We start from the raw sequence: 14,596 nt of genomic DNA, 5'->3' as shown, positions 1-14,596 counted from the left end.
GCCGGCCTGGTGCCTTCGGCGTCGGCCAATGCCGATGTGCCTGCGCAGAACCTGCTGCCGGATCGCGCCATCGCCGCCGTCAAGCCGGCCACCGGCGAACTGGCCAATGGCGACTGGCTGGCCGCGCTCAAGGCTTCCGAGCCCAAAGGGGACCTGCAGGTCTATGGTCGCGCCGTGGCACAGCCACCGCTGGCACCGGCGCGCAAGGCCTTCCGCGATGCCGATGAATTCGTCAACGCCATGCTGCCAATGGCCAAGGAAGCGGCGGACCGCATCGGTGTCGACCCGCGTTACCTGGTGGCCCAGGCCGCCCTGGAAACCGGTTGGGGTAAATCGGTCATGCGCCAGCCCGATGGCAACAGTAGCCACAACCTGTTCGGCATCAAGGCCAGCGCGAATTGGAAGGGCGATTCGGCGCGGGCGATCACCAGCGAATTCCGCAATGGCGCGATGGTCAAGGAGACGGCCGAGTTCCGTTCCTACGCCTCGTACCGCGACAGTTTCCATGATCTGGTCAATCTGCTGCAAAGCAACAGTCGCTATCAAGATGTACTGAAGTCGGCCGATAACCCGGAACAGTTTGTACGCGAGTTGCAGAAGGCCGGTTACGCCACCGACCCGAACTACGCCAGCAAGATTTCGAACATAGCCCGGCAGATGACGAGTTACCAAAACTACGCTTCTGCAGGCGCCACCACGACTTTATAAGGTCTGAACCATGAGTTTGCTCAATATAGGGATGTCGGGTCTGTCAGCAAGCCAGACTGCGTTGGTGACCACGGGTAACAACATTGCCAACGTCGATACCGCCGGTTATTCGCGCCAGCAGACCGTGCAGACCACCAAGGCGTCGAACCAGTACGGCAACGTGTTCATCGGTTCCGGCACGACCCTGGCCGATGTACGTCGGGTGTATAACGCCTTCCTTGAAGCACAACTGAAAACCACCACCTCGCTCAACAGTGACGCAGCGGCCTATCAGGGCCAGATCACTCCGCTCGACTCCCTGTTGTCGGACAGCGGCACCGGTCTCAACGGCGCGCTGACCAAGTTTTTCGCCTCGGTGCAGAACGTCAACGCCAAGCCGGGTGACGATGCATCCCGCCAGCTGCTGCTCAGCGATGCCCAGGCCTTGAGCAACCGTTTCAATTCGGTTGCCAACCAGTTGACGGAGCAGAGCCAGAACATCAATGGCAACCTGTCGAACATGGTCGACCAGGTCAATAACCTGGCCGCCACCGTTGCGCAGTTGAACAAGAAAATCGCCGAAGTCTCCAACGCCGGCGGCGCGCCCAATGACCTGCTCGACGCCCGCAGCGAAACCATTCGCCAGCTCTCGACGTTCACCGGCACGCAGGTCGTCGAGAGCGGCAGCAGCCTGGACATCTACCTGGGCTCCGGCCAGCCGTTGGTGATGGGCAATATCGTCAATACCTTGCAAGCGGTGCCGGACAAGAACGATCCGGGGCGCATTGGCATTCAGCTCAACAGTGGTTCCAGCTCCATGGACCTGACGTCGGTGCTCACCGGCGGCGAGATCGGTGGCCTGATGCGCTACCGCAGTACCGTGCTCGACCCGGCCATGAACGAGCTGGGTCGCGTGGCCCTGGTGGTCGCCGACCAGATGAACAGCGTCCAGGCCTCGGGCATCGACATGAACGGGGCCTTCGGCTCCAACCTGTTCACTAACATCAACAGCGCCGCGCAGATCAGCCAGCGCAGCGTTGCGTCGTTGAACAACAGCGCCGGCTCCGGCAACTTCAACATCGCCATCAAAGACTCCGGCAAGCTGACCACCAACGACTACAAGGTGACGTTCACCACCGGCACGGACTACACCGTCCAGCGCCTGCCCGACGGCACCTCGATGGGCGCGTTCAACACTGCGACCACGCCGCCGCCGGTGATCGACGGTTTCTCGATGACGTTCGCCAACGGCACCGCTGCCGCCGGCGACACGTTCAAGCTTACGCCGACCCGCAACGAGGCGGCCAACATCAAGACTGAGATGACCGACTCCAAGCGGCTGGCGATTGCTGCCCCGCTGGGCGCCGCCATCACGCCGGGGGGCAGCGGTACGCTGACCATCCCGGCCAGCGGTCAGCCGAGCATGACCACGAAGCTGGACATCTACGACGCCGCCACCACGACCATCATCCAGAACGGCATCAAGAACTCCATGCCGGTCAAGGTGGTGTTCGGTGCGACGGCCGCCAGTGGCGCCAGCCAGGCGTACCAATTGCTGGATGCCAAAGGCGGTCTGATCAGTAGCGGCACGATCAAGCCTGGAGAAAGCAACACCCTGAGCCTGAGTGTTCCGCTCAAGGACGCCACTGGCGCGCCGATTTTTGATTCGTCCGTGCCACCGGTACAACGTACCGTCACGTTTGACATGTCCATTGCCGGTGCTCCATCCGAAGGAGCGTCCATCAGTATCGGCCTCAGCCAGCCCGGCAGCCTGGACAACCGTAACGGCACTGTCCTGGCCGGTTTGCAGACCGCCAAGACTGTGGACACCGGTTCCTCCAGCAAGGGTATTTCCCTGAACGACGCCTACGGCAAGCTGGTGGAAGGCGTCGGCGCCAAGGCCGCCCAGGGCAAGCTCGACAGCGCCGCCACCGGTGCGATCCTGGACAACGCCAAGAACGCCCGCGACTCACTGTCGGGCGTGGACCTGGATGAAGAGACCGGCAACCTGGTCAAGTTCCAGCAGTACTACACCGCGTCTTCGCAGATCATCAAGGCTGCGCAGGAAATTTTCAGCACGCTGATCAACAGTCTTTAAGGAGCCGTAGCCCATGCGCATTTCCACCTCCCAGTTCTACGAAAGCACGGCTGCGAACTACCAGAAAAACTTCGCCAACGTGGTCAAGACCAGCGAAGAGGCCAGCAGCCTGGTGCGCGTGAACACCGCTGCCGATGATCCGGTAGGGGCCTCGCGTCTGCTGCAACTGGGCACGCAAGCGTCGATGCTGGCTCAGTACGAAACCAATGCCAACACCATCAAGGCAACCCTGGGCACCACTGAAGCGGTGATGACCAGCATCGGCAACGTGCTGCAACGCGCCAAGGAATTGGCCGTCGGTGCCGGTAACGCCGGCTACACCGATGCCGACCGCCTGGCCAACGCCTCGGAGCTGGCACAGATCGAAGAACAACTGCTGAGCCTGATGAACAGCAAGGACGAAAATGGCAAGTACATTTTCGCCGGCTCCAAGGGCGACACCATTCCGTTCACCCGCAACAACGATGGCAGCTACAGCTATAACGGTGACCAGGTGACCCTCGACCTGCCCGTCGGCGACACCATGTCGATGGCCACCAACAGCACCGGCTGGGAAGTGTTCCAGCAGGCCGTCAACACCAGCCGCAGCCTGGTCACCCTGACCGCGCCTGCGGTGGATGATGGCCGCGTAGTGCTGTCCAACGGCCAGGTGTCGTCCAGTGTCAGCTACAACAGCAAATTCCGCAGTGGCGAACCGTACACCGTTGAATTCACCAGCGGCACGCAACTGAGAATCACCGACTCCGGCGGCAACGACGTCACCGCCGAAGCCAGCCAGGGTGGTGCTTTTGATCCCAACAGCAAAAGTGGTCAGGCGGTACAGTTCCGTGGCCTGGAACTGACCCTGAACATCAACCTGCAAACCGGTGATACCGCGGGCACTGTGTTGCCTGGCCACACCTTCACCCTGGCCGCCAAGCCGGATACTTTTGTCACGACCCGCAGCCCGGGCAACCCGACCACGGTCCAGGTCACTGGCAGCGAAATCACCGACCCGGTGGCCTATCACGCCAGTTTCCCTACCGGTGCGGCCGTATTGAAGTTCACCAGTGCCACCGATTTTGACCTCTACTCCGCGCCGCTGACCGCCAACAGCCAACCGGTGTCCAGCGGTACCCTGGCCGGCAACGTGGCCACCGCCTCGGGCGTGAGCTTTACCCTGGACGGTACGCCTGCCGCTGACGATCAGTTCAGCATCGCGGTCAACACCCACGAAACCCAGAACATTCTGGACACCGTGAACCAGCTGAAAACCGCGCTGAACACGCCGACCAACAACGATCCGATTGCGCTGCAAAAGCTGCAGGCTTCGCTGGCCTCCGGCATCGGCAACCTGGCCAGCGGCACCGATCAGTTGTCCAGTGCCTTGAGCTCGGTAGGTGGGCGTGGCCAGGCTCTGGAAAACCAGAGCGACACGAACCAGAGCCTGTTGTTGGCCAATAACCAGACTCAATCGTCGATTCGTGATTCCGATGCGGCCGAAGTGATGACTCGCCTGACCTTGCAGCAGACCATGTTGCAGGCCTCGCAACTGGCTTTCAGCAAGATTGCCCAGTTGGGTCTGTTCAACAAGATCTGAGCCGGTATCGACCGAGCCGCCAACCGTCTTTTTTTTAAGCGGTTCCGGGGCTCCGACCTGAAAAGGCCGGAGCCCGCCGCTCGAGAGTTTTAACCGTGAAGTCACTTCCGCTCGTCAGTATCGTTATCCCCGCCTACAACCCTCGGTTCTTCGACCAGGCGCTGCTCAGTGCGCTGGCCCAGACTTACGAACACATCGAGATCATCGTTTGCGATGATTCGCCTGGTGATGATATTCGCCAGATCGTCGACTCTTTCACTGAACCGTCCCATCCGATTCGCTATTTGCGAAACCCGCAGCGACTGGGGCTTCAGGGCAACCTGTTGCGGTGTGTCGAAGAGGCCAGCGGTGAGTTCATCAAGGTGCTGTGCGATGACGACCGTCTATTCGCACCGAGCATTGCGATGCAGGCCCAGGCGTTGATGGATCATGCTGACGTGAGTGTGGTGTTTGCGCTTCGGCTGTTGTGCGACGCAGGCAACTTCATCTTGCCACCTCGGGTGGATAACTGCCGCTTCTCGCCGAATGACGCCTTGCTCAAGGGCGACGACATGCTGGCGATTTTCGAGAGCACGCCAACCAACTTCATTGGCAATTTCAGTTCGACCCTGATGCGTCGAGCCGATGTGCTGGAATTGTTGCCCGCCCTGATTCAGGACGGTGCCGGTTTTGTTGCGGTGCTCGATTTTGCTTTGTTTGTCTGCTTGATGCGGCGCGGCAACCTGATTGCCTTGAATACCGTGTTGAGTATCGAGCGTCTCTACCCGGAGCGTTTGAGCAAGACCCCGGAAATGCTCAAGGCTGCCAAATCAGAGTGGGAATGGCTGGCGCAGATGCTTGTTGCGCGCAGCGGTGAAGCGGCTCCAGCCTCGGGTTGGGTGCGCTGCGTTGATCTGGACAAAGTCACTGACCAGCCTCATGCCTGGCAGGAACTCTGTGTGACCCGCGTACTGGGCAACCGCAATACCGTCGTGAACGGCCGGGTAGGGGCGCAAAGTGAGAGCTATGCCGACTTTTACCGTGAGTGGCTGGCCGTCCGCCGGTTCACCGAGGTTGAACAGCGTGTCATGCCTGCGCGCATCGATAGCTGGCCGTTTCGGCCAAACATCGTAACTGTGATCATCGACGCTCTCGGCGATGCGCCGGCTGTTGCGGCGACGTTACGTAGCATCAAGGATCAGTTGTATCCAGCCCAGGCCGCAGTGGTGCTTTGCGATGCTCATTGCGAAGTGGACGAGCGAGTACTGCAACTGCCTTATCAGTCCGACTGGCCGAGTCAGCTCAATGCCATCGTTGCGCAGCTGGAAGGCGCGCACTGGTTCTACCTGTTGCGAGCGGGCGACGTCTTGCGCGATTCGGCGTTGCTGATCCTGGCCGAGCGCGTTGCCGGGAGGCAGGGCATTCTTTGCGTCTACAGTGATGAAGGGGCGTTGGTGGGCGGCGAGTCCTTCGAACCGGTGTTCAAGCCGGACTTCAACCTGGACTTGATGCGCGCCTACCCTTATGTCGGTCGGACCCTGGCTTTCGAGCGTGAACGATTCATGACTCTCGGCGGCTTCGAGTCGGATCACGGTGAACTGGCGCCCCACGATCTGCTCTGGCGGCTGGTGGAAGAGGCCGGCCCTCAGACCATCGAGCACATCGCGGAAATTCAGGTCGAGTCTGTCCTGAGCTTCGCCCAATGGTTGTCGCTGTCCGAGGTCATCGATGGGAATGCCCGCTTGGTTGGCGCGCACCTGGACCGTATCGGCATCGATCATAATATCGTTCCGGACACGTTGCCGTTGATCAACCGCGTCAATTATCGACACGGCGAACGCCCGCTGGTATCGATCATCGTGCGTACCGGTGATTCGCTTGCAGCTTTGCAGCGTTGCATCGAGAGCCTGATCGAACGCACGGCCTACACCCATTATGAAATCCTGATCGTGGACAGCGGCGTCCGGGATCCGGCGATGCTCGACTGGCTGGAGAACATGTCGCAGCTGGGCGCGAGCATGTTGCGGGTGCTGCGTCATGTCGGCGAGGACAATGATGCCGCGGTGCGTAATTTCGCCGCTGCCCAGGCTCGGGGCGAGTACCTGCTATTGCTCAGTCCGCACATGGTTGCTTGCGAAAATGACTGGCTGGACGAGATGATCAATCATGCTCTGCGTCCTGAGGTCGCCGTGGTGGGTTCCAGGATACTCAGCCCCCAGGGTACGATTGTTGGCGGCGGGCAGATACTAGGCCTGGCGGGGCCGGTGGGCACGCCGTTCTATGGTGAGGCGGCGGCCTCTCGTGGTTACATGCAGCGTTTGCATACAACGCAGAACTGGAGTTCGGTCAGCAGTGACTGCCTGATGATCCGCAGGCAGGTGTTCGATGAACTCGGCTGCCTGGACGATGCGTCCTTCACCTTCGGCCTCAGCGATGTCGACTTGTGCCTGCGCGCAGGCAAAAGCGGCTATCTGGTGGTCTGGACGCCTTACGCCACGGTCATGAAGGTCGACCTACAATCGACCGCTGCCCAATCTGATGAACCCCCGTTGGTGGAGCGCGAGCGCGAAGTCTTTTATCGCAAATGGCTGCCGCAGATCGCCCGGGATCCGGCCTACAGTCCTGCGTTGAGCCTGGGGGCGTCCAGTTTCAGTCTGGAACCGTCGCTGCGTAATAATTGGAACCCGTTTTGCACCCGGGCGCTGCCCTTGGTACTTGGCTTGCCCGTCAACGCCACCGCGGTTGGCCATTATCGTGTCACGGCCCCGTTGGCCGAGTTGGAAGCCGCCGGACGGGTAATCGCCCGGGTCGCCTACGAGTCGCCTTCGACCGTTGAGATCGAGCGCTTGTCGCCGGATACGATTGTATTGCAGGGGCGCTACAGCGAAGGGGCCGCCGGCGATATTCTTAGAATGAAGAAATACTCCGGTGCCTTGCGGATCTTCGAACTTGACGATTACGTTGTTAAGGCGCCCAAAAAAAACACTCATGCGCGCAACAAGCCGGCCAATATCGAACAGATGCTGCGCGAAGGAATCGGGTTGTGTGATCGCGTGGTGGTGACGACACCTTCGCTCGCTGATGCGTTGTCCAGTATGCACAATGAAATCCGCATCGTACCCAACATGTTGCCGGCCGAGCCGTGGGCGAAGCTGACCAGCCGGCGCGGCACGTCCTCCAAGCCTCGGGTGGGTTGGGGAGGAGGGACCAGTCACAGCGGCGATCTGGAGATCATTGCGGACGTGGTTCGCGAGCTGGCCAATGAAGTGGAGTGGGTGTTCTTCGGTATGTGCCCGGATGTATTGCGGCCCTATATCCATGAGTTCCATGGCTCAGTCGCTTTGACCCACTATCCGTTCAAACTGGCCAGCCTGAACCTCGACTTGGCGCTGGCTCCCCTGGAGTTCCACATCTTCAACGACTGCAAGAGCAACCTGCGTTTGCTGGAATACGGCGCCTGTGGCTACCCGGTGATCTGCACCGACACCAAGGCCTACGACGGCTTCCTGCCATGTACCAAAGTACGCAGCAACAGCACAGAGGAATGGATCGCAGCGATCCGCATGCACCTGGCCGACCCCGACGCCAGTTACCGCATGGGCGATGAATTGCGTGAAGCGGTGTTGCGGGATTACATGCTCAACGGTAAGAACTTGCAGCATTGGTTGTGGGGGTGGTTGCCGGACTGATGGAGGGGCAAATCCCCTCACCACAAAAACAGTGCTCAGTTTCCTTTCTGACCTCAATGCCCCCGAAACGCTGCCTTCTGAGCTGGCGCGTTTCCTGCAAGCCCCCCTCATATCGCCATAAAACGAGCGCTCGCGGCCCATCGCAGCGCCCGGATCGGCATTGAAGGTGTAATCCCCGCGCCAGCAAAGCGAAACAACGCTTGGCCGAGCCCGGTGATGAACAAGAGGGGAGACGATGAAGGCAGTTATCTTGGCAGGTGGTCTCGGCACGCGGATCAGCGAGGAGTCGCACCTCAAGCCCAAGCCGATGATCGAGATCGGCGGCAAGCCAATTCTTTGGCACATCATGAAGCAGTATTCCGCCCATGGAATCCACGACTTCGTGATCTGCCTGGGCTACAAGGGCTATGCCATCAAGGATTTTTTCGCCAACTACTTCCTGCATACCTCTGACGTCACCTTCGATATGTGCAACAACCGCATGGACGTTCACCAGAACTACAGCGAGCCGTGGCGCGTGACTCTGATCGACACCGGCGAAGACACCATGACCGGTGGGCGTCTGCGTCGGGCGGCGCGTTATCTGGAAAATGAAGAGGCGTTCTGCTTCACCTATGGTGATGGCGTGTCGGACCTCAATATTGGCGCGCTCGTAGATTTTCATTTGTCTCACGGCAAGCTTGCCACCGTGACGGCAGTCCAGCCCCCCGGGCGTTACGGTGCGTTGGAGCGCGACGGCGATAGCGTTCTGGGTTTCACCGAAAAACCTCGAGGTGACGGTGGCTGGATAAATGGGGGCTTCTTTGTGCTCTCGCCAAAAGTCTTGCCTTTTATCACCGATGACCAAACGTCCTGGGAGGCCGAGCCGCTGGCGGCGTTGGCGACCGAGCAGCAGCTCCAGGCGTTCCAGCACGATGGTTTCTGGCATCCAATGGACACCTTGCGGGATAAAAACCACCTCGAAGCCCTGTGGCAAAGCGGCGAGGCCCCATGGAAACAATGGTCTTGAATCCGGAATTCTGGCGTGGCAAGCGCGTACTGGTCACCGGCCATACCGGCTTCAAGGGCAGTTGGCTGACGCTGTGGTTGCAAAGCCTGGGGGCCAAGGTCAGTGGCTTTTCCCTTGACCCGGCCACCCAGCCAAACCTGTTCGAGCTGGCCCGCGTGGGCGAGGGCATCGATGACCGGCGCGGTGACTTGCGCGACCTCGGCGCCTTGTTGGAGCTGCTGGCCGACGTGCAGCCGGAGATTGTCCTGCACCTCGCGGCGCAGCCGTTGGTGCGCGAAGGTTATCGCGACCCATTGGGCACGTATTCCAGCAACGTCATGGGGACTCTTAACCTGCTGGAAGCGGTTCGCCAGGTAGGTGGTGTCAAGGCGTGTGTACTGGTCACCACCGACAAGGTCTACGCCAACCAGGAATGGTTATGGCCCTACCGCGAAAACGAGGCCTTGGGCGGTCACGATCCCTATAGCAGCAGCAAGGCCTGCTGCGAATTGCTGGCGCAGTCTTATGCCGCCTCATTCTTTTCGGCTGAGCGCTATGCCGAGCACGGCCTGGCCCTGGCCACGGCGCGGGCCGGCAACGTGCTGGGGGGCGGTGATTTCGCTCCCGAGCGCCTGATTCCCGACGTGCTTAAAGCCTGGTCGGCAGACGAGCCGGTGACACTGCGTTATCCACAAGCCGTTCGTCCATGGCAGCACGCCCTGGAACCATTGGCCGGTTACCTGCAATTGGCTGAGTGTCTGTATCGACAAGGCCCTGAATTCGCCGGTGCCTGGAACTTCGGTCCAAGTGAAGCCGACATGTGCAGCGTCGGCGAAGTCGTCCAGCTGTTGGCCGAGCGCTGGCCGCAAGCGCCGGGCCTGCGCATCGAGCCAAGCGATTTGCACGAGGCCGGCCTGTTGCGTCTGGACAGCAGCCGTGCCCGGCAGCTGCTCGGTTGGCAGCCGCGCTGGTCGTTGCAACAGTGCCTGGCCCAGACCCTGGATTGGCACTTGGCATGGCAGAACGGCGACGACATGCGGCAAGTCACCCTCGGCCAACTGAACCTGTACCGAGGCGCGTTGTGAGCGAGTTTTCCTTGAAGGCATTACCGCTGGCCGATCTGTTCAGCGTCCAGCACAAACGCTTCGAAGACCCGCGCGGGCATTTCGCCCGGCTGTTCTGCGAAGGTAGCCTGAGCGCATTCGGCCAGCCGTTCCATATCCGTCAGATCAATCATTCCTGCACCCATGAGCGCGGTAGCGTGCGTGGGTTGCATTATCAGAACGCGGCGCAACCGGAAGCCAAACTGATTACCTGTCTGCGGGGCGAAGTTTGGGATGTGGCCGTGGATTTGCGTCCCGATTCCGAGACTTTCCTGCATTGGCATGCCGAGCACCTGAAGGCTGGCGATGGTCGCAGCCTGTTGATCCCGGCCGGGTTCGCCCATGGCTTCCAGACACTCACCGACGATGCCGAACTGCTTTACTTGCATAGCGCCGACTACGCCCCGGAGCATGAGGGCGGGCTGTCGGTGACTGATCCGTGGCTGGCGATTTCCTGGCCGCTGCCTGTCAATAATCTGTCGAGTCGGGACAGCAACCATCCCTTGCTCGACGAGCGTTTCGCTGGAGTGCGTCTATGAACTGCCGAGGTTGCGGGACTGCCCTGGCTTTGCCACTGATCGATCTCGGTACTTCACCGCCGTCCAACGCCTATGTGCGGGCCGACCAATTGGATCAGGCCGAGCAGTGGGTGCCGCTCAAAGTCGCGGTGTGCCAGCAATGCTGGTTGGTGCAGACCGAGGATTACACCCGCGCGGACACACTGTTCGACGCCGAGTACGCCTATTTCAGCTCTTTTTCCAGCACTTGGCTGGCCCACGCCGAGCGCTATGTTGCCGAGATGGCCGAGCGCTTCGAACTGAGTGCTGACAGTCGCGTGGTGGAAATTGCCGCCAACGATGGCTACCTCTTGCAGTACGTGGCCAAGCGCGGTATTCCCTGCCTGGGCGTCGAGCCGACGCGCAGCACCGCCGAGGCCGCCCGTGCCAAAGGCCTGGAGATCCGTGAGTTGTTCTTTGGTCGCGAAACGGCCACGCAGCTAAACAGCGAAGGCTGGGCAGCGGATTTGATGGCGGCCAACAACGTATTGGCCCACGTGCCGGACATCAATGATTTCCTCGCCGGTTTTGCGATGCTGCTCAAGCCAACCGGCGTCGCTACTTTCGAGTTTCCGCAACTGCTCACATTGATGGCCGGCCAGCAGTTCGACACGCTGTACCACGAACATTTTTCCTACTTGTCGCTGACGTCCGTGCAAACCCTGTGTGAGCGCAATGGGCTGGAAGTATTCGATGTCAGCCAACTGTCGACTCATGGCGGTTCGTTGCGAGTTTTCGCCCAGCGTGCCGACGGCGTTCGTCGCCCGATCCAGGCCTCCGTGCAACAGCAGTTGCAGGCCGAACTGGATGCCGGCGTGAAAACCGCCGCGTACTACACCACCCTGGCGCCGGCCGCCGAGGCGATCAAACATGGTCTGTTGCGCTTTTTGTTGCAGGCCAAGGCCGATGGCAAGCGTGTGGTCGGTTATGGCGCGGCCGCCAAGGGCAACACGTTGCTCAACTACGTCGGGGTCAAGCCTGACTTGTTGGCGTGGGTGGCCGATGCCAATCCGCACAAACAGGGTAAATATTTGCCGGGCAGCCGGATTCCTATCGTGTCGCCCGAGCATATCGCGACAGAGCAACCCGACTACGTTCTCGTCCTGCCCTGGAACTTGCTGAGCGAAGTCAGCCAGCAGTTGGCTGAGGTTCGCCAATGGGGCGGGCAATTCGTCATCGCAGTGCCTGAGTTGACGCTGCTATGAAGGTTTTAGTGACCGGCGCCACCGGGTTTGTCGGCCGTCATCTGGTCACGGCCTTGCTCGCGCGCGGTTGTCAGGTCCGGGCCGTTGCACGCCGGGTGGAACCGGCCAGGGCATTGCCCTGGTTCGACCGGGTTGAATTCGTCGCGACCGATGCCCACGCAGAAAAACTGGACGTCGCTGCCTTGGTCGAGGGAGTCGATGCCTTGGTGCATCTCGCGTGGCCGGGGCTGCCGAATTACCAGGCACTGTTTCATTTCGAACATAACTTGCTGGCCGATTATCAGTTCATCAAACAGGCTGTCGTGGCGGGGGTTGGGCAGGTGCTGGTCACCGGTACTTGTTTCGAATACGGCCTGCAGAGTGGACCGCTCAATGAGCAGACTGCGCCGCAGCCGGCCAACCCTTACGGCTTGGCAAAAAATACCTTGCGCCTGTTTCTTGAGCAGCTGCAATGCGAGCACCCGTTTACCTTGCAGTGGGCACGTTTGTTCTACCTGCACGGTGTCGGTCAGAACCCCAACAGCCTGCTTGCGGCGCTGGACCGGGCCATCGATGCCCAAGCCCCGGTATTCGACATGTCCGGGGGCGAGCAACTGCGCGATTACCTGGCAATCGAAACAGCGACTGCTTATCTGGCGGGGCTGGTGTTGCGGCGCGAGTTCAATGGTGTCGTCAATTGCTCAAGTGGCGTACCAGTGTCGGTTCGCTCGCTGGTGGAAACACGGCTGCGCGAGCGTGGCGCGGCCATTCGCCTGAACCTGGGCCATTACCCATACCCGACTCACGAGCCCATGGCGTTCTGGGGCGTGGCCGAACGCTTGCACACCTTGCTGGGAGCCGAACATGACGCGTGAGTTGTACCGGGCCACCGGCCTTCCGGTTCTGCAGAACCGTACCTTCGCCGATGAACAGTCGGCCAGAACCTCCGCGTGTGCTGATATGGTCCTGGTCCAGGACGAAGTGAGCGGTTTGGTCTTCAATCAGGCATTCGATGCGGACAAGCTCTGCTATGACAGTGATTATCAGAACGAACAGGCCCACTCTGGGCAGTTCCAGCGGCACCTGGCTGATGTGGAGGGCATCATTGCTCGACATTTCAGCGGCCAGGAACTGATCGAGGTCGGTTGTGGCAAAGGCTATTTCCTGGAGCTGCTCAAAGAACGGGGCTATGCCATCACTGGAATCGACCCGGCCTATGAAGGCGACAACGCTGACGTGATCAAGGCGCCGTTCACTCGCGATTTGGGCCTATCAGCTGACGCGGTGGTGCTGCGTCACGTGCTTGAGCATATCCAGGACCCGGTGGCTTTTCTTGCTGAAATCGCAGCGGCCAACCAGGGCGGGCAGATTTACATCGAAGTGCCGTGTCTGGACTGGATCCTGGACCATCGTGCCTGGTTCGACCTGTTCTACGAGCACGTCAACTATTTCCGCCTCGATGACCTGCGTCGGATGTTCGACACGGTACATGAGGCCGGACACCTGTTCGGCGGTCAGTACCTATACATCGTTGCCGATCTGGCCACGTTGCGTCTGAAGCCGGAACAGCCCGTTCCAGCCTTGCAATTGCCCGCTGAATTCACCGCCAGTCTCGGGCGTGCGGTGCAGATTATCCAGGCTGCGCCGCAGCAGGGTTCGGCGATCTGGGGGGCGTCCTCCAAGGGCGTGATCTATTCGCTGTTCCTGCAACGAGCCGGGGTTGCTGTGGACTGCGTGGTGGATATCAACCCGGCCAAGCAGGGACGGTATCTGCCGTTGAGTGGTGCGCGGGTTTCCTCGCCGGAGGAGGCGACGCAGGCTCTGCCTGAAGGGGCGCACGTATTTGTAATGAATTCCAATTACCTCGAAGAGATCAAGCGGATGACCGGTGGGCGCTACGTCTACCACGCCGTTGACAGCGCTTCGTTCCAATAACCGCGAGATTCGAAAAAATGACCGACAACACTATCCATAAAGCTTTCGAAGCCCAATGCCAGACCGAAATCGCCGGTCAAGGCCAAGACCAGAAACTCGTCGGCTTGGCCAAGGAGTTTTTCAACGAATCGGCTCGCCACAAGTACAGCTACCATTTTTCATGGATGGGTCGGCCAATCATCCAACTGCCACAGGACATGATGGCGATGCAGGAGTTGATCTGGCAGATCAAGCCTGACCTGATCATCGAATGCGGCATCGCTCACGGCGGTTCGATCATTTATTACGCCTCGTTGCTGGAGCTGCAAGGCCATGGCGAAGTGCTGGGCATCGACCTGGATATTCGCCCTCATAACCGCGAAGCCATCGAGAGCCACCCGATGAGCAAACGCATCTCGATGATCGAGGGTTCGAGCATCGATCCGGCCATCGCCGAGCAGGTCCATGCAGCGGCCAAAGGCAAGAAAGTCATCCTGGTGCTCGATTCCAACCATACCCATGATCATGTGCTCGAAGAGCTGCGCCTGTACGCGCCGCTGGTCTCGGTGGGCAGCTATTGCGTGGTGATGGACACCGTGGTCGAAGACATGCCAGCGGACTTTTTCCCGGATCGCCCATGGGGCCCTGGCGATAATCCGAAAACCGCCGTATGGAAATACCTTGAGGGAAACGCTGATTTTGAAATTGACCAGCAATTGCAGAACAAGCTGCTGATCACCGTTGCTCCAGACGGTTATCTGCGTCGGGTTCGTTAATCCATCCGTTTCAAGTCATTGGCGTCTGGCAGGTTGTGGGGA

The 14,596-nt window shown here is 60.1% G+C and carries 11 protein-coding genes; all 11 read left to right on the top strand.

What is annotated here, in order from left to right; translation table 11 throughout:
• Positions 1-708 (top strand): flagellar assembly peptidoglycan hydrolase FlgJ (gene flgJ, locus CFII68_RS05455; protein ID WP_018611842.1); only part of this gene is annotated, 708 nt, incomplete at its 5' end.
• Positions 709-718: 10 nt separating this feature from the next.
• Complete coding sequence (gene flgK / locus CFII68_RS05460) at positions 719-2,785, top strand: flagellar hook-associated protein FlgK (protein WP_033062845.1); 2,067 nt, start codon at positions 719-721, stop codon at positions 2,783-2,785.
• 13 nt (positions 2,786-2,798) lie between these two features.
• Positions 2,799-4,364 carry a flagellar hook-associated protein 3 gene (locus CFII68_RS05465; protein WP_018611838.1) on the top strand — a complete coding sequence of 522 codons (1,566 nt, stop codon included), beginning with the start codon at positions 2,799-2,801 and terminating at the stop codon, positions 4,362-4,364.
• 95 nt (positions 4,365-4,459) lie between these two features.
• Positions 4,460-8,032: a glycosyltransferase gene (locus tag CFII68_RS05470; protein ID WP_018611835.1), complete on the top strand. Its 3,573-nt coding sequence runs from the start codon at positions 4,460-4,462 to the stop codon at positions 8,030-8,032.
• A 235-nt stretch (positions 8,033-8,267) separates the two neighbouring features.
• Positions 8,268-9,041 carry a glucose-1-phosphate cytidylyltransferase gene (gene rfbF / locus CFII68_RS05475; protein WP_018611833.1) on the top strand — a complete coding sequence of 258 codons (774 nt, stop codon included), beginning with the start codon at positions 8,268-8,270 and terminating at the stop codon, positions 9,039-9,041.
• The gene (rfbG, locus tag CFII68_RS05480; RefSeq protein WP_018611831.1) at positions 9,032-10,105 is read left to right on the top strand and encodes a CDP-glucose 4,6-dehydratase; all 1,074 of its coding nucleotides are present in this window, start codon (positions 9,032-9,034) and stop codon (positions 10,103-10,105) included. Before rfbF ends, rfbG begins: the two co-directional genes overlap by 10 nt.
• A complete protein-coding gene (locus CFII68_RS05485; protein WP_018611829.1) occupies positions 10,102-10,662 on the top strand; it encodes a dTDP-4-dehydrorhamnose 3,5-epimerase family protein in 561 nt (186 codons plus the stop codon). The genes rfbG and CFII68_RS05485 overlap by 4 nt, the downstream gene beginning before the upstream one ends.
• Positions 10,659-11,885, top strand: a complete 1,227-nt coding sequence (locus CFII68_RS05490; protein WP_018611826.1) for a class I SAM-dependent methyltransferase — start codon at positions 10,659-10,661, stop codon at positions 11,883-11,885. The genes CFII68_RS05485 and CFII68_RS05490 overlap by 4 nt, the downstream gene beginning before the upstream one ends.
• Positions 11,882-12,739, top strand: coding sequence for an NAD(P)-dependent oxidoreductase (locus CFII68_RS0126185; RefSeq protein ID WP_033062842.1), 858 nt, complete (start codon positions 11,882-11,884; stop codon positions 12,737-12,739). The genes CFII68_RS05490 and CFII68_RS0126185 overlap by 4 nt, the downstream gene beginning before the upstream one ends.
• Entirely contained in the window at positions 12,729-13,799 is a 1,071-nt protein-coding gene (locus CFII68_RS05495; protein ID WP_018611821.1) for a class I SAM-dependent methyltransferase, read from the top strand. Before CFII68_RS0126185 ends, CFII68_RS05495 begins: the two co-directional genes overlap by 11 nt.
• A 17-nt stretch (positions 13,800-13,816) precedes the next feature.
• Complete coding sequence (locus tag CFII68_RS05500; RefSeq protein ID WP_018611820.1) at positions 13,817-14,554, top strand: cephalosporin hydroxylase family protein; 738 nt, start codon at positions 13,817-13,819, stop codon at positions 14,552-14,554.
• The last annotated feature ends 42 nt before the right edge of the window (positions 14,555-14,596 follow it).

The organism is Pseudomonas sp. CFII68 (genome assembly GCF_000416195.1).
Taxonomy (GTDB): Bacteria; Pseudomonadota; Gammaproteobacteria; order Pseudomonadales; family Pseudomonadaceae; genus Aquipseudomonas; species Aquipseudomonas kilonensis.
Note: the sequence above shows the minus strand (reverse complement) of the source record. Positions and strands in the feature narration are given on the sequence as shown.